The following is a 14,446-nucleotide window of genomic DNA, read 5'->3' as shown; positions in this document are numbered from 1 at the left end:
CTATCCGTTCGGATCTGCTAGGCATCGACGTGTCGAGGTTCGACCCGTTTGCGGAGTACTCACGAACGGTCCTCGCCGGCGTCTGGATCGCGATCGCGATCGTGATGATCGTCGTCGTGGCGGCCTTCGTGGTGGACGTGGGAGCGGCTGCACCGGATCCCGTCGCCTACGATCGAACCGCGGAGCTTGGTGTCTCGGCGGAGACCGACGAAACGATGGCCGAGGAACGGGAGATCCCGAAAGCACAGGTGTTCTACTCGCAGTTCCAGTACGTGGTTGGCTATGCGGGCATCGAGACGATGGTCGCGGCCCTGAACGACGAGTTTACCGAACAGCAACTCGGGTACCCGACCGTCGCGTACGTACAGACGTTCGACGGAACGTCCCCGGACATCGACGAGGAGGGACGCTTTACGACGGCCGAATCTCCGGAATGGACGCCGGTCGATGAGGCGGTCTACGTCGTCGACAGCGGGGCCCGAACGTCAGCCGGCGAGACCGTGATTCCGTTCGCCGATCGGTCGGCTGCCGAGGCATTCACCGCGGAGTACGGCGGCGAGGTGCTCCAGTGGACCGATCTTCAGGATCAATCGTTCGACGTGGACACTGCGAACGCCGTTCGGCGGGAGGTTCCCGAACGCTGGGCGCAGGGCGACGAACGGATCGAAAACGGAAAGCGACGAGCCGACCGGCCCACGTCGGTCGTCGTCGGAACGGATGCGGAGTCGATCGATCGAGCGGTCGAGCTGGCCGAGCCGAACACGACGGTCGTCGTCCCCGAAGGAACCTACGAGGAGACCGTAACGGTCGAAAAGCCGGTGACGATCGACGGGCAGGCGGCGACTATTCGCGGGAACGGGACGGGATCGGTGATTACGGTTCGATCGCCGAACGTCGCGATCTCCGGGCTTCGGATCTCGGGGACGGGGAACCGAACGCGCGACGACGACGCCGTCAGCCAGCGACCGGAGGGTGACGAGGAGTGGGACAGAAACATCCAGTTGGGGTACGGCTACGGCGATGCCGGGATCAAGGCAGTCGAGTCCCCCGGACTCGTCGTCACGAACACGGCCATCGAGACGGAGGCAAGCGGCATCCTCCTTCGGGAGGGATCGGATGCAGTAATCCGGGGTGTCCGAGTGAATGGAACCGAGACCTGGGAGGGTGGCTTCATGGGAGTCACCGCGATGAACTCGAGGATAACGGTGAGCGAAAGCGAGTTCGCCGGCGGTCGAGACGGTATCTACCTTCATCGCGCGGACGATTCGGTGATCCGAAACAGTACGTTCCGGGACGACCGCTACGGGATCCATCTGATGTACACGAGTGACGCATTGATCGCCGATAACACGTTCCGCGATCATGAGTTCGGCGGGATCACGGTGATGACGCGTCCCGAAGGAAACGCGATCGTCGGGAACGACGTTCGACGGACGCCAAGCGGGATCCAGCCGTCCGGGATTCGCAGTTACATCGGATATAACACGCTCGTAAACAACGAACTCGGGTTGACGACGAACGCCCGAGAGTCGGTTTATGAGTACAACGTGCTTGCCGACAACGAGATGGGAATCCGCTCGACGACCGTGATCCCATCGAGCCGGCTTGCGAGAAACGACTTCGTCGGAAACGACCAACACGCCTCGGCCGGCGCGGGACCGCTCCGGATCTGGGCGGACGGCGATCACGGAAACTACTGGGAGGGTGCCTACGAGCGACCCGATCGAACGGGCAGGACGGTGGGCGGGGATCCCGGTCCGCAGTCGGACGCCCTCGCTCGCGCATACAGACCGAGCTCGCCGGTGGATGCAGCACTTCATCGTGAACCTGCCGCGACGACGCTTGCGGAATCGCCGGCGATGCGCGCCCTCGATGCGCTCCGGGGATCGGTTCCGGGCGCACGAGCGGGGAGCGTGATCGATCCCATCCCCGCGCGGACACCGTATTCCCCCGATCGTATCGATCGGGCAACCGAATCGAACGAGCCGATCGAGGTCGATTGGCAGGAGACGTTGGCGACGAACCAAACCGTTCTCGGAAGCGAAAGCGAGACGACCGTCGAGACGGACGCGACGAACGAAACCGATGAGGAGTCGATGCGAAACGAGACGGAGGGACATGAATGAACGACGAACGGCCACTACTTCGAGTCGAGAACGTAACCCGAACCTACGGCGGTATCCCGGTGTTATCGGACGTCTCACTCGACGTTCACCCCGGAATCACCGCCGTGATCGGACCGAACGGCTCCGGAAAGTCGACGTTACTTCGAACCATCGTCGGTGAGACGGCCCCGATCGACGGGACGATCACCCACCTCGGACCGGACGCCGACCGACCGATCGGCCATCTCCCGCAACGAGTCCCGTTTCGCGACGGCTTTACCGCCCGTGAGACGCTCGCGTTCTACGCGCGACTCGTCGGAGACGACCCGGAGAAACACCTCGAACGGGTCGGGTTGGCCGACGCCGGCGATCGTCGCGTCGAGGCGCTTTCAGGTGGGATGCGACGGCTACTCGGGATCGCACAGGCGACGATCGGTGACCCGCCCGTCATCGTTCTGGACGAACCCACGAGCGGACTGGATCCCGGAATGCGCGAGCGAGCCTTCGAACTCGCCGCGGATCACGCCGATTCGGACACCGCGATCGTGATGAGTTCACACGATCTCGAACTCGTCGACCGGTATGCGGACCGCATCGTCTGTCTCGTTCACGGATCGATCGGCGCTGCGGGATCGATCCGGGACCTTCGGGAGTCATACGACGTCGAGACCATCGACGAACTCTACCGATCCGTGGTTCACGGGGACGCAAACGGGGATCAGCGGGAGCCGAAACGGGCAGTTCACATCACGGGGGTGTCGAGCCCGTGACGGCACGCAGACTGCGAGCGGTCGGAACCGTCTTCCGGCGGGAGGTCACGACGGTCGTTCGCACGCCGGGCTACTGGCTGTTGTCGATCGGTCTCCTCGCCGTGTTGAGTGGGGTGCTCGTCATCGGCGGTGGGGGACGAACAGGATTCATTCCGGCGATCGTCGATCTGCTCGTTCCGACGGAAGTACTCGTTCCGCTGTTGGCGGTCGTCCTCGGGTACCGTGCGTTGCTCGCCGATGCCGAACGCGGGGAGCTAGCGGTGATACGAACGTATCCGGTATCGGTGCCCGCGTACGTCTGTGGCGTTCTCCTCGGGCGAATCCTCGCGTTACTCGCCGTGATCGGCCCGTTCGCGCTCCTTGGAGGCTACATCTGGCTCACGGCCAGTCCGGAGACGGGGATCTACGCCACACACGCCGGCGTCGACTCGCCGATCGTCTACGTGCGGTTCCTGGCGTTCGTCTGGCTGCTCGGAGTCACATATCTCGCCGCCGCAATGGCTGCTGGAACGCTGGTTCGGAGTCGACGGGGAGCGATCGCCATCGCCACGCTCGTGCTCGTTGGCGGAGTGCTCGGCGGCGATCTCGTCGTGATGGACGTACTACGCGACAGTTCCGATGCCGGCGCGCTCCCGGATCTCCTGGCGATGACGCCCAACGGAGCCTTCCGCGGTCTCGTTCTGGAGTACGTCATCGGGGTGGCGTTCGCTCCGGAATCGGGATTCATCTCACCAGGTCGAGCGATCGCAGGGCTGGTCGGATGGACGGTCGCCGGGATCGCGACATCGATCGCCGTGGTGGCCTACGGCAGTCGCGTTGGCGACGCCATCGAACGGCTTCGACGGCGGGTACACGAGCGAGAAAACGCGGACGGTGAGTGAATAGTAGGTCCGCCAATACGGATACTGACGGTCGGAGGGACGCCAGTACGAATACTGACGGAGATGGCCCGGCGACTCACTGTAGCAGATCGTCGACCGTCCGGATGAAGCGGTCGACGATGCGATCCGGAAGGGACGGCGAGACCTCTCCCAACAGCTCCTCGGTCCGATCGGGATGTGAAAGCGAGACCGTCATCGGGGTCGACTCCGATTTTCGGACGACATCGTGGTCCGAAAGGGCCGACAGGTGCCAGGAGATCGTGCTGTCCGCGAGATCGAGATCCGTTGCGAGGGTAGCGGGTCGCATGGGACCGTGTGCGGAGAGCCGAACGATGATCCCGCGTGGCGTCTCCCGACGAAGGAACGCGATCGCGTGGCGTTCCCACGGATCGAAGGACGGAACGAAATAGTGCGTCTTCCCGCCGACGGGCTCTGCAACGAGTTCATCGTCGCGAACGAGTCGACGAAGGTGATATTGGACCTGCCCGGTTGCGAGATCGAGATCCCGACCGACCCGCCGAAAGTGGACACCGGGCGTCTCCCGTACGTGCTGGCGGATCCGTGTTCTAGTCTCCGACATCGAGTATCGATCGTTTCCGTCCCAGAGTTAAACCCTCGGCGAACGTTCCCATCGAGCGAGAATCCAACCGGCCCCGAGCACCGCCGCAAAAAGACGAGGATCGACCGGGTGTCTTCTTAGGGAGGCGGACATAGAGGCGAACGTGACTCTCGCGACGACGGCACCGACCGATACGTGGGGGATCGAGGGGGCGCTCCCGATCCTCGTCGTCATCGTCCTCGCGTCGATCGGAACGGGCGTGCTCTTTCTGGTAAGCGTGATCGCCTATCGACGCCGCCGACGCGCCCAGTATCGATGGATCGCAGTGGCGATGGGAGCACTCTGGACTCGGTCGATCGTGGGCGCAGGAACCGTGTTCGGAATCGTTCCGATGCCTGCTCACCACTTCATCAGCCACACGCTGGATCTGTCGATCGCCGCGATCGTTTTGTACGCCGTTTACAGCGATGCGCCCGGAAGCCTCGAGGAATCGAATTCGCGGTGAGAACGAAGCGGGAACGCGCGGCATGATGGGATCCGTTCGTCGAACGCACCAGATCCGTTATGGCCACAAGGGCCCGAAACCGGCATATGCGACGGCGTTCGGTTCTATCAGGAATCGCGACTGGGACGACAATGGCAACGGCTGGCTGTCTATCTGGAGTGTTCGAGGATCACCCCGACGACGTGGTCCTCGATCCCCAGGAGGACCAGCGAGCCGAAAGCGGCGAGTTGGCGTACCCGGCCTACGGGGAACCGCTACCGGCATTCCAGCTTCCGGATCCCCTCACAGGAACGGCAATCGATACCGGGTCCGTGGATGAAACGATGATCCTCACGACGTTCTTCGCGAGTTGTCCGGCCGAATGCGGGATCCTTCTCAACCGACTGGCGAGCGCGCAAGCGATCCTCAACGAATCGGGACTCGCGAACGAGACCCTGTTTCTGGCGATCACCTTCGATCCCGATCGCGACGACGCCGAGATGCTCCGAGAGAACGCCGCACGGATCGGCGCGGATCTCGAGGCGGGCAACTGGCGGTATCTCCGGCCGCAGTCGCCGGAGGCCGCAGAGCGGATCGTCGAGGATCAACTCGGAATCGGGTTCGAGCGCGACGTCGACAGTCCTCGCGTCCCTGGATACGATTTCACCCACAGCGTGCTCACGCTGCTCGTGAACCCGGAAGGGATCGTCGAGCGCGCCTACCGGGGCGAGACCCTCGATCTCGATCGCGTGACGGGAGACGTCGAAGCGGTCGTCGAGAAAAGCCGAGACGACGCGTGATCTCGCGTCGCCTCGGAGTCGAAACCGATCAGTGACCGCCGACGCCGGGCATCTCGAGGGGGTTCCAGAAGGGGAACATCGGATGGGGGATGTGGATGCCGATCGACATCAACCCGTGTGCAAGCAGGACGTATCCGAGCAGGAGGAAGACGACTCCAAGCAGTTGATGGAGCCGGCGTCGATGCCGAACACCCACGTGTTGGATCACGGTTCCATAGGCGAAGACTGCGGGGATCGTCCCGAGGCCAAGCGACCCAAGCGCCACGCCACCGGCGATCGGGGATCCGGTGGCGAACGCGTAGAGATATGCCGGATACAGGATCGGACAGGGTAACAGTCCATGGACGGCACCGAGGCCCACGATTCCGGGGCCACTCGCCAATCTCTCAACCCACGCCGTCAACGCTGGAACGATGCGCTCGGTACCGGGAAGACGGACGCCGAAGGAGATCCGTCCGGCGATGTAGTACGCCCCGATCGCGATCACGAGTGCGCCGATCCCGATACCGACGACACCGCGAATCACGTTGGCCGTGGCCGTGAGTTCCCCGAGCGCAATGAACACGACGCTTCCTAACGCCCCCATTCCGACGCCGATAAGGGTATAACTCGCGGCCCGTCCGAGATTGAAAAGCGTGTGTTGGCGCACCTCGTGGACCGAGAGGTGGCTTCCACGAGGGTCGTGTCGGTCCGCGGAAATCGTGCCGCCGTCCGTTCGTTGCGCGTCGGTCATTCGACTCGCATAGATGGTGACGAGCGGCCCGCACATTCCAATACAGTGAGCGCCGCCGAGCACTCCGATCGCGAGGAACAACAGGACGTCAGTTCCAAGTATCGACTCGGGGACCATGTCAGACCGTCCCAACGAACCGTATCCGGCGCGTGCGTGTGTGAATCGAGGTCGAATTGACGATCAACGATGGACCGGTCGATCTCCGTGTCATCGACATACAGATCTTCGATACGGGACACCCGGATAAGCGAATTCGGGTACGTTACTCAAACGCGTCACGTGATTATAGATCGACCGGCGTGATCACCCGGTCGTCACGACGCGGTCCGATTCAGTGAGGATCTCGAGGAGGTCAACCATCGTCGACATCGGACGGTATGCCTCTCGTCGTCGTCGCGAAGTTTCGACACCGCAGGCACGGAGATCCGCACCCGTGCCCGGGAGAGCAGATGAGACACGCAAACGACTCGCGACGGGACCATCAAACGATCCACGAGCACAATTATAACGATCGACCCCGAGAAATACGGTATGGGTTACGTCGTCAAGGTTCCAAAACTGGGTCTCGAGATGGATGCAGGGACGGTCGTCGAATGGTTCCTCGAGGAGGGTGAGGAAGTGTCAGCCGGGGATCCGATCGCCGAGATCGAATCCGAGAAGACGACCGCGGAGGTCGACGCCCGCGAGGACGGAGTCCTGCGTCGAATCGTCCTCGACGAGGGCGAATCCGCACCACCGGGCGACCCGATGGCGATCGTCGCCGCGGCCGACGCCGATATCGCCGGTCTCCTCGCGGAGGCCGGCGTGTCCGAAGAGGGGTCGGTGGGGGCGACGGAAACGACCGAGCAGGAGACGTCGGCCGACTCCGAAGAACCCGACACGGCGGTCGACTCGGGCGAGGAGGGTGAACGAACGACCGGATCGGCGGGAGGCGGCAGGGTATCGCCGCGTGCGCGCAAGCGGGCAGATGAACTCGGCGTCGATCTATCGGACGTCTCCGGGAGCGGTCCCGACGGCGCAGTCACGGAGGCCGACGTCGAACGGGCAGCCGAGGCAGCCGACGTTGGGACGGGAGCGACGGAAACGGCAACGGCCTCCGGTGCGGGCGAGGAACCGAAGCGGGTCTCCCCGCGGGCACGCAACCGCGCCGAGGAACTCGGTGTCGACCTCTCGACGGTGACGGGTTCGGGTCCGAACGGAGCGATCACCGAGTCGGACGTCGAAACTGCCGCAGCCGAATCGGAGGAGGAGGACGCAACCGGCGAAGGTCCCGCGGACGAGGCAGCCGACGGGCGGACCGTCCTCGAGGAGCGCCCGCTCGATGGGATGCGCCGAACCATCAGTTCCCGGCTCGGGGAGAGCTACCGAAACGCCGTCCACGTCACCGAACATCGGACCGCAGCGGCCGGATCGCTCCGGCAAGCGGCGAAGGCCGCCACCGCCGTCCATGGGACCGACGTCTCGATCACGGACGTGTTGGTGACTGCGATCTCCGCCTCGCTCGAAGACCATCCGGCGTTCAATGCCACCTTCGAGGACGAGGTCCATCGGCTGTACGAGGACCGAAACATCGCCCTCGCGGTCGACGTCGAGGACGGGCTCATCACCCCCGTCATCGAGAACGTCGAGGAACGGTCGATCACCGAGTTGGCCGAAGAGCGTCGGCGGATGACGGATCGCGCGCTGTCGGGGTCGTTCACCATGGACGATCTCTCCGGGGGGACGTTTACCATCTCGAATCTGGGACTGCTCGGCGTCGAGTCCTTCGATCCGATTATCAACCCGCCACAGGTGGCGATCCTCGGCGTCAACGCCCTCTCGGAACGCCCCGTCGTCCGCGACGGGGAGGTCGTCGTCCGTGAGGTGCTCCCCCTCGATCTCTCCTTCGATCACCGCATCGTGGACGGAGCCGACGCCGCCCGGTTCCTCGACACGCTCGTCGAGCACCTCGAAAACCCCTGGCCACTACTGTCCGGTGTCTCCCCAAGCGACGCGCCGGAGGCCGCCGCGATGGACGAGGGTGGCGACCGAACGCTTCCGGAGCGGACTGCGACGGCACGACTCGATCCGGATCTGTCCGGAACTGTCACTGCCGGCGACTACGAGTGGCCCTACGACGTCACGCCCGAGTTCGGCGGGGGACGCCATCCGACGCCGGTCGATTACTTCACCGGCGCGCTCTCGGCGTGTCTGTCGGCGAGCATCGGCGTGCAGGCGGACATGCGCGAGATATCCATCGAGGAGGTCGAGGTGGCCGCAACGAGCACGCCGGAAGAGGGATCGGTGGAGTCGATCGATCTGGAGGTGTCCCTTTCGGGAGTCGAGGAGGTCGATGACGACGCGCTCTCTCGGATCGTGACCGGTGGCGAGCGAACCTGCCACGTCGCGGAACTGTTGGGCGAGGATATCGAGGTGAACGTCTCCTGGAAGCGGGCGGACTGATCGGAGAACGCAAGCGGTCGACACCGGATACCGATCGTCATCGACGTGCCTCGACGGTCGCGATCACCGCACCGATTCCACGTCCGCCAGGCGGAACGCGCCCGATTCTGTCGCCTCCCGAAACGCCGCCTGGACGTCGACGATCCGCGGTCCACCATCGTCGACCGTGAAGGTCACCTCCGCATCGGAGACCTCCCGCTCGCGCTCTCCGTCGGCGGTTATCACTCCGCGATCGACCGTGACCGTCCATGGTTCACCGGCGTCGATCCGCCGACAGGTCCCGACCGTCACCGTCTCGACGACGCCCGGGACCGTGATCGCACGGACGGTTCGCGGCGAGGCGCCATCGCGAAATCGAAGGCCGACGCCGCCCGGATCGTCGGGAGTGCACGGCTCGATCGCACCGGCGATCCCCGAGAGCCCGATCTCGGTCGGAAACGCCCGCGAGGTGACACCGGCGATGAACTCGGAGACGTCGAGTATCGCACGCGTCCCGATGAACGGCCGATCGAGCAGCCCCATCGTCGCGAGCCCCGAGACCGTTCCCTCTCCCGCACCGCCGGCAATGGTCGCGTGAAGGGTTCCGTGACGCGTCGTCACGGCATCCGGATCGGCTGCGCCGCAGGCAACGAGGCCGGCCGCCGCGCCGGCGACGGTTCCATCGACGGGCGTCGGAACGACGTTGTTCGTGCCGGTCGAGACGCTCACCATCGGAACCTCGCCGATCGCCGTCGAGACGTCTCGGTTGGTGCCATCGCCGCCGAGCACGACGATCGCGTCGGCATCCGTCCGGAACCGGGCGGCCGCAGTTCGGGTATCGGCCGCACTACCCTCGATCCCCATCTCCAGCAGGGAGACGCCGATTCCGGCCTCCGCGAGCGCGCCGTCCGCGTCGACGTTGCCGACGATCCGCTGGCCGAGGTCGGCACGATCGGGCATCACGACTGCCTCGACCGGATCGGGTGCAAGCTGTAGCCCGGCAAGAACGCACTCGGCCGTTTGACGCTTGGCGTAGTTGTCGCTGACGCTCGCGCCGCCGGTGAGACGGCGGATGTCACGGCCGGCAGCCGGGTTGACGATCAGTCCGACCGTCGGTGCGTCCGACGATGAGGCCCGGAGCGGACCGGAATCGGAGCCATCCTCCGTCATTCAGGACAACCGTTCGACGGCCGCGATCACGTCGTCGCCATCCGGCAGTACCTCGTTCTCGAGCGGCTGGCTGAACGGGATGTGGGTGTCGGGGACGCCCACGCGCTCCGGCGGCGCATCCAGCGTGTAAAAGCCGTGTTCGACGAGGCGCGAGATCACCTCTGCGTGGACGCCGTACGAGAGCGGACTCTCGTCGGCGATCACGACGCGGCCGGTCTTCGCGAGACTGTCGGTGATCGTGTCCGTATCGAGAGGGTACAGCGACCGAAGGTCGATCACCTCGATGTCCGTCTCTCCTGCGAGTTCCTCGGCCGCCTGTAGCGACTCGCCGACGAGTCGCTGGGTCGCGATCACGGTCACGTCCTCGCCTTCACGTTCCACGCTCGCCTCGCCGATGGGGAGCGTGAAGTCCGGATCGGTCGGGACCTCGCCGGACTGCTCGTAGATCATCTTGTTCTCGAAGAAGAACACGGGGTCGTTGGACCGGATGGCGCTTTTTAAAAGCCCCTTCGCGGCTGCCGGCGTCCCCGGTGTGACGGCGATCAGGCCGGGGAAGTGAGCGAGCCAGGTGTGAACCGTTCCCGAGTGCTGGCTGGCCGCGCTCATACCGCCGCCTTCGGTCGTTCGGACGGTGATCGGCATCTCCGTCTTCCCGCCGAACATGTAGCGCATCTTGGCCATCTGGTTCATCGTCTGTTCCATCGAGACGCCGAGGAAATCCGAGAACATGATCTCGACGATCGGTCGCGAACCGGCGGCGGCCGCGCCGACCCCCGCGCCGAGGAACCCGGCCTCGCTGATGGGCGTATCACGGATACGGCCCTCACCGAACTCCTCTAAGAGGCCGTCACTGACGTCGAAGACGCCGCCGAAGACGCCGACGTCCTCACCCATCAAGAAGACGTCCTCGTCACGTTGCATCTCCTCGCGGATCGCCTCACGGATCGCCTCGCGGACGGTCATCGTCTCGGTGTTCGAGACGTTCCCGACGTCGGAATCGACGCTCATCGGTCCTCACCTCCCGAGGTGCCGCCGTCGGCACGGGCGCTGTCGGCGTGCATGTGCAACTCGGGAACGGAAACGTCGAACATGTCCTCGTAGGCCTCACTTGGGTCCGGATCGGTGGCGTTCTCGGCGAACTCGACTGCCGCCTCGATCTCCGCGGCCGCCTCCTCACGCAGCTCCTCGACGTCCGATTCGCTCATCACGCCGGCGTCAACGAGACGGCTGGAGAAGGTGTCGATCGGGCATTTGTTTCGCCACTCGTCGACGTCCTCCTCGTCGCGATACGGCTGATGGTCGCCCTCGAAGTGACCGCGATAGCGGTAGGTGTTCGCCTCGATAAACGTCGGCCCCTCGCCGGCGGCGGCTCGTTCGCGGGCACGTTCGACCGCCTCGTAGACCGCCGTGATGTCCATCCCGTCGACTGAGAATCCAGGGATGTCGTAAGCCTCCGCGGTCTCGCTCAGGTTCTCGAGGTTGTGTTGTTCCTCGACGGGCGTCCCCTCGCCGAACTGGTTGTTCTCGACGAGGAAGACGGCCGGCAGGTCCCACGTCGCGGCGAGGTTGATCGACTCGTGGACCTGTCCTTGTGCGACGGCACCGTCACCAAAGAACGCCAGTGCGACCCGATCTTCTTCGTTTTGAACTACCGAGAGCGCGGCGCCGGTGGCAAGCGGTGGGCCCGCCCCAACGATCCCGTTCGCGCCGAGCATCCCGGCGTCAACGTCGGCGATGTGCATCGATCCGCCCTTGCCGTTGCAGTAGCCCTCGCGTTTGCCGTACAACTCGGCCATCATGTGTTTCGGATCGAGCCCCTTCGCGATACAGTGACCGTGGCCGCGATGGGTACTCGTGATGTAGTCGTCCGGCTCCAGGGCGGAACAGGCACCGACGCCGACCGCTTCCTCGCCGATGTAAAGGTGGACGAAACCGGGGATATCCCCGTCCGCGAATCGGTCGCCTGCGGTATCGTCGAACTCGCGGATCAGCATCATCCGGCGGAGCGCCTCACGTTGCCCCTCCTCGGATTCAATGTCTATAGTTACCATACAAACATAATAGTCGTTCGTGTCATATTAGCGTTTGTGCAAGATACAACAATACGGATATGAATGACGAATGTCATCCGGAGGGCGACGACGAGGCGAACGGTCATCGCGCTGATAGCGACCGCGCGATGGCCCGATCGCAACGATGGCTCCACTGACCGCGATGGCAGGGAAGACGGTGGTTGAGACGACGATGCCGGATCCTGAGAACGACACTCGTGAGCCGGAACGATCGAATCGCGGGTCCTATTGAGTCGCGATCAGAAGGAAGGTTTCCGGTCGCTCGTCGACCCGAGAGATCTCAAAGTCGTCCGCACGGAGCGCGTCCACGGCCTCGGTGGCGGAATACCGTTCCTCCAGCGGGGGGCCGGCCTCGCCGTCGCCGTCGGCGGCCCAGTCGATGATCACCAGCCGACCGCCGGGTTCGATGACACGGGCGACCGTCTCGATGGCCTCCGGACCGGCGAACTCGTGGTAGGTCATCGTCGAGAAAGCACCCGAGAGGGCGTCCGCCTCGAAGGGGAGTCCGGCGACGTCACTTGTCAGAAGTTCTACGTTATCCGGAACTCCCTTTTGTCGATAGAACTCGTGCATTTCGGACTGTACGTCGACGGCGTGGATCGTGTCGACGAATGGTGCGACGTCATCGGTGAAAAACCCCGTCCCGCTTCCGAGATCGGCGAGTACGTCGCCCGCGTCGGGATCGATCGCTGCGAGCAGTTCCTCACGGGAGAGATATCGGTATCGATCGGCCGACTTCTCCAATTTCGCCGCGCGGTCGGCGTCGAAAGTGTGAAATCCCATACGGGGAATTCGTCCCTCCGCCGTAAAACCGATTGGGTCAGGGCGAGTTAAGGTGATCTCGCGTGAAAACGAAACGAGAGCCGAACGAACACGTTCGCGATCGGTGATTTCCCCCCGGCGGGACGACCGATCCAAACGAGATGGTCGACCGAGACGAGGAGTTGCGTGGGATTGCCGCGGACCTTCGTGAACGTGACGTCGTCGAGAACGCGTTCCTCGCGCCGAGTTCCGACGACCGGCTCATGATCGTCGATCTGGCGGGCGATGGATCGGTCCCGCCGGACGTGAGAGCGGTCCTGGCGGAGTGCGGACTCCGCGTCGCGGGTGAGGTGTACGGGTCCAGGGACGCCCGAAGCGGGTCGTTCGCGGGCGCACTCGAGGAGGTGACGCGTCACTACGTTCTCGACGTCCGCACCCGAAAGGAGCGGTGACCCGTCGCGATATCCGCGAGAGAGGAGCGTGACCGCCAACGGTCGCTTAAAGCGCACCCCACGCGATGGCGTAGCCGAGCACGAAAGCGATCCCGAGTGAGGCGATCCAGGCGCCGATCGTGACTCCGATCTTCCGGGGATCGATCGCCGCGCGGCCGCCGACGGCGGCCCCGCTGCCGATGATCGCGCTGACGATGATCTCGTTGAACGAGATCGGGACGCCGAGCAGGACGGCAATCTGGGCGATCAGAAACGACGGGACGAGGGCGGCGATCGACCGCCGCGGTCCAAGCGAGGAGTAATCGCGCGCCAACGACTTGATCATCCGCGGAGCACCGGTCCAGGAACCGACGAGGATCCCGAATCCACCGCCGATCAGGACCGCTATCGACGGAACCATCTCGACCCTATCGAGGAGGGGTAAAAGCGGTCCGACGGCGAGACCGACCTGGCTGCCGCCCGCCGAAAAGGCCACGAGGGAGCCCAACGCGAGCAGGACCCGTCTGAGTCCGGCCGTCTCGTCGCGGTCGAGATCCGATCGGACGAGCGCGGCGACCGCGACCGCGATGGCGAGCGTGACCACGATCGAGACCCCGCTCCCGTGAACTCCGAGGATTCGAGTGACGGAGCCGGCGATCGATCCCGATGTCCCGTCGGGACCGAGAAATGCGACGGAAACGTTTGCGACGACGGCCGCGACGAGCCCCGCAAGGAGGGGCACGCTCCATCGCTCAGGAACGTCCTCTCGCGGGAGGAGACTCGCGATAGCGAAGGCCGTCCCGCCGGCGGCCAGCGGGGTCAACACCCAGACGGCGCCGATCTGTAGATATTTCTCCGGAACGGGGGTCCCGCCAAGCGCGAGACCGACCCCGATCACGGATCCGGTGATGGTAAACGCAGTCGCGATCGGGTAGCCGGTCCGAATGCCGATCGCCATCAATCCGGCGCCGACGAGGAGGACGACGATGACGCCGGAGACCGGGAGGGTGATCCCGCCGACGAGCCCGCGGCCGACGGCCTCGGAGACGTTTGCTCCCTGCGTGACTGCGCCCGCAAACCCGAGGATCCCGACGAGGAAAGCGGCGCGCATGGTCGAGATCGCGTCGGCACCGACGGCGGGAGCGAACGGCGTCGCGCCGCTGGATCCAGCGCCGATCACCCACGCCATAAACAGACTCGCGAGGGCTGCAGCCACGAAAAGCAGGATGACGGAGGGCTCCATGGAAGAAACGAATGG

14 protein-coding genes are annotated in these 14,446 nt (G+C 64.6%); 7 read left to right on the top strand and 7 right to left on the bottom strand.

Annotated features, from left to right (window positions below; translation table 11 throughout):
- Positions 1 to 29 precede the first annotated feature (29 nt).
- The 3 genes from ACERIT_RS05840 to ACERIT_RS05830 are packed head-to-tail and all read left to right on the top strand — an operon-like array spanning position 30 to position 3,756.
- Positions 30 to 2,126, top strand: a complete 2,097-nt coding sequence (locus ACERIT_RS05840) for a NosD domain-containing protein (RefSeq protein WP_373673899.1) — start codon at positions 30 to 32, stop codon at positions 2,124 to 2,126.
- Positions 2,123 to 2,875 carry an ABC transporter ATP-binding protein gene (locus ACERIT_RS05835; RefSeq protein WP_373673898.1) on the top strand — a complete coding sequence of 251 codons (753 nt, stop codon included), beginning with the start codon at positions 2,123 to 2,125 and terminating at the stop codon, positions 2,873 to 2,875. Before ACERIT_RS05840 ends, ACERIT_RS05835 begins: the two co-directional genes overlap by 4 nt.
- Complete coding sequence (locus tag ACERIT_RS05830) at positions 2,872 to 3,756, top strand: ABC transporter permease (RefSeq protein WP_373673897.1); 885 nt, start codon at positions 2,872 to 2,874, stop codon at positions 3,754 to 3,756. The genes ACERIT_RS05835 and ACERIT_RS05830 overlap by 4 nt, the downstream gene beginning before the upstream one ends.
- Positions 3,757 to 3,832: 76 nt before the next feature.
- Here ACERIT_RS05830 and ACERIT_RS05825 read toward each other — a convergent pair whose 3' ends face one another.
- On the bottom strand, positions 3,833 to 4,336 hold the full coding sequence (locus ACERIT_RS05825) for a winged helix-turn-helix transcriptional regulator (RefSeq protein WP_373673896.1): 504 nt from the start codon (positions 4,334 to 4,336) through the stop codon (positions 3,833 to 3,835).
- Between the two features lie 142 nt (positions 4,337 to 4,478).
- Here ACERIT_RS05825 and ACERIT_RS05820 point away from each other — a divergent pair, with 142 nt between their 5' ends.
- Positions 4,479 to 4,820: a hypothetical protein gene (locus ACERIT_RS05820; protein ID WP_373673895.1), complete on the top strand. Its 342-nt coding sequence runs from the start codon at positions 4,479 to 4,481 to the stop codon at positions 4,818 to 4,820.
- Between the two features lie 86 nt (positions 4,821 to 4,906).
- Entirely contained in the window at positions 4,907 to 5,599 is a 693-nt protein-coding gene (locus tag ACERIT_RS05815) for an SCO family protein (protein WP_373673894.1), read from the top strand.
- 28 nt (positions 5,600 to 5,627) lie between these two features.
- Here the strand turns inward: ACERIT_RS05815 and ACERIT_RS05810 are convergent, their stop codons facing one another.
- Complete coding sequence (locus ACERIT_RS05810; RefSeq protein ID WP_373673893.1) at positions 5,628 to 6,449, bottom strand: sulfite exporter TauE/SafE family protein; 822 nt, start codon at positions 6,447 to 6,449, stop codon at positions 5,628 to 5,630.
- A 414-nt stretch (positions 6,450 to 6,863) separates the two neighbouring features.
- Here ACERIT_RS05810 and ACERIT_RS05805 point away from each other — a divergent pair, with 414 nt between their 5' ends.
- Positions 6,864 to 8,774, top strand: a complete 1,911-nt coding sequence (locus ACERIT_RS05805) for a 2-oxo acid dehydrogenase subunit E2 (protein ID WP_373673892.1) — start codon at positions 6,864 to 6,866, stop codon at positions 8,772 to 8,774.
- A gap of 63 nt (positions 8,775 to 8,837) precedes the next feature.
- Here the strand turns inward: ACERIT_RS05805 and ACERIT_RS05800 are convergent, their stop codons facing one another.
- From ACERIT_RS05800 to ACERIT_RS05785, 4 genes are all read right to left on the bottom strand, one after another.
- Positions 8,838 to 9,923, bottom strand: coding sequence for an NAD(+)/NADH kinase (locus ACERIT_RS05800; RefSeq protein WP_373673891.1), 1,086 nt, complete (start codon positions 9,921 to 9,923; stop codon positions 8,838 to 8,840).
- Entirely contained in the window at positions 9,924 to 10,931 is a 1,008-nt protein-coding gene (locus ACERIT_RS05795) for an alpha-ketoacid dehydrogenase subunit beta (RefSeq protein WP_373673890.1), read from the bottom strand. It lies immediately after the preceding gene.
- Positions 10,928 to 11,974 carry a thiamine pyrophosphate-dependent dehydrogenase E1 component subunit alpha gene (locus ACERIT_RS05790; RefSeq protein WP_373673889.1) on the bottom strand — a complete coding sequence of 349 codons (1,047 nt, stop codon included), beginning with the start codon at positions 11,972 to 11,974 and terminating at the stop codon, positions 10,928 to 10,930. The genes ACERIT_RS05795 and ACERIT_RS05790 overlap by 4 nt, the downstream gene beginning before the upstream one ends.
- 246 nt (positions 11,975 to 12,220) lie before the next feature.
- Complete coding sequence (locus tag ACERIT_RS05785) at positions 12,221 to 12,778, bottom strand: class I SAM-dependent methyltransferase (RefSeq protein ID WP_373673888.1); 558 nt, start codon at positions 12,776 to 12,778, stop codon at positions 12,221 to 12,223.
- Between the two features lie 140 nt (positions 12,779 to 12,918).
- Between ACERIT_RS05785 and ACERIT_RS05780 the strand changes: the two genes are divergently transcribed.
- Positions 12,919 to 13,209 carry a hypothetical protein gene (locus ACERIT_RS05780; protein WP_373673887.1) on the top strand — a complete coding sequence of 97 codons (291 nt, stop codon included), beginning with the start codon at positions 12,919 to 12,921 and terminating at the stop codon, positions 13,207 to 13,209.
- Between the two features lie 46 nt (positions 13,210 to 13,255).
- On the opposite strand, the gene ACERIT_RS05775 is transcribed toward ACERIT_RS05780, so the two are convergent.
- Complete coding sequence (locus ACERIT_RS05775) at positions 13,256 to 14,431, bottom strand: anion permease (protein ID WP_373673886.1); 1,176 nt, start codon at positions 14,429 to 14,431, stop codon at positions 13,256 to 13,258.
- Positions 14,432 to 14,446: the final 15 nt, after the last annotated feature.

This window comes from Halopenitus sp. H-Gu1 (genome assembly GCF_041821145.1).
In the GTDB taxonomy this organism is placed as follows: Archaea; Halobacteriota; Halobacteria; order Halobacteriales; family Haloferacaceae; genus Halopenitus.
Note: the sequence above shows the minus strand (reverse complement) of the source record. Positions and strands in the feature narration are given on the sequence as shown.

Excerpts from the sequence above, each read along its gene's own strand:
- ACERIT_RS05835 (WP_373673898.1), top strand. The coding sequence starts at position 2,123 with ATGAACGACGAACGGCCACTACTTCGAGTCGAGAACGTAACCCGAACC.
- ACERIT_RS05825 (WP_373673896.1), bottom strand. The coding sequence starts at position 4,336 with ATGTCGGAGACTAGAACACGGATCCGCCAGCACGTACGGGAGACGCCC.
- ACERIT_RS05815 (WP_373673894.1), top strand. The coding sequence starts at position 4,907 with ATGCGACGGCGTTCGGTTCTATCAGGAATCGCGACTGGGACGACAATG.
- ACERIT_RS05810 (WP_373673893.1), bottom strand. The coding sequence starts at position 6,449 with ATGGTCCCCGAGTCGATACTTGGAACTGACGTCCTGTTGTTCCTCGCG.
- ACERIT_RS05805 (WP_373673892.1), top strand. The coding sequence starts at position 6,864 with ATGGGTTACGTCGTCAAGGTTCCAAAACTGGGTCTCGAGATGGATGCA.
- ACERIT_RS05800 (WP_373673891.1), bottom strand. The coding sequence starts at position 9,923 with ATGACGGAGGATGGCTCCGATTCCGGTCCGCTCCGGGCCTCATCGTCG.
- ACERIT_RS05795 (WP_373673890.1), bottom strand. The coding sequence starts at position 10,931 with ATGAGCGTCGATTCCGACGTCGGGAACGTCTCGAACACCGAGACGATG.
- ACERIT_RS05790 (WP_373673889.1), bottom strand. The coding sequence starts at position 11,974 with ATGGTAACTATAGACATTGAATCCGAGGAGGGGCAACGTGAGGCGCTC.
- ACERIT_RS05785 (WP_373673888.1), bottom strand. The coding sequence starts at position 12,778 with ATGGGATTTCACACTTTCGACGCCGACCGCGCGGCGAAATTGGAGAAG.
- ACERIT_RS05780 (WP_373673887.1), top strand. The coding sequence starts at position 12,919 with ATGGTCGACCGAGACGAGGAGTTGCGTGGGATTGCCGCGGACCTTCGT.
- ACERIT_RS05775 (WP_373673886.1), bottom strand. The coding sequence starts at position 14,431 with ATGGAGCCCTCCGTCATCCTGCTTTTCGTGGCTGCAGCCCTCGCGAGT.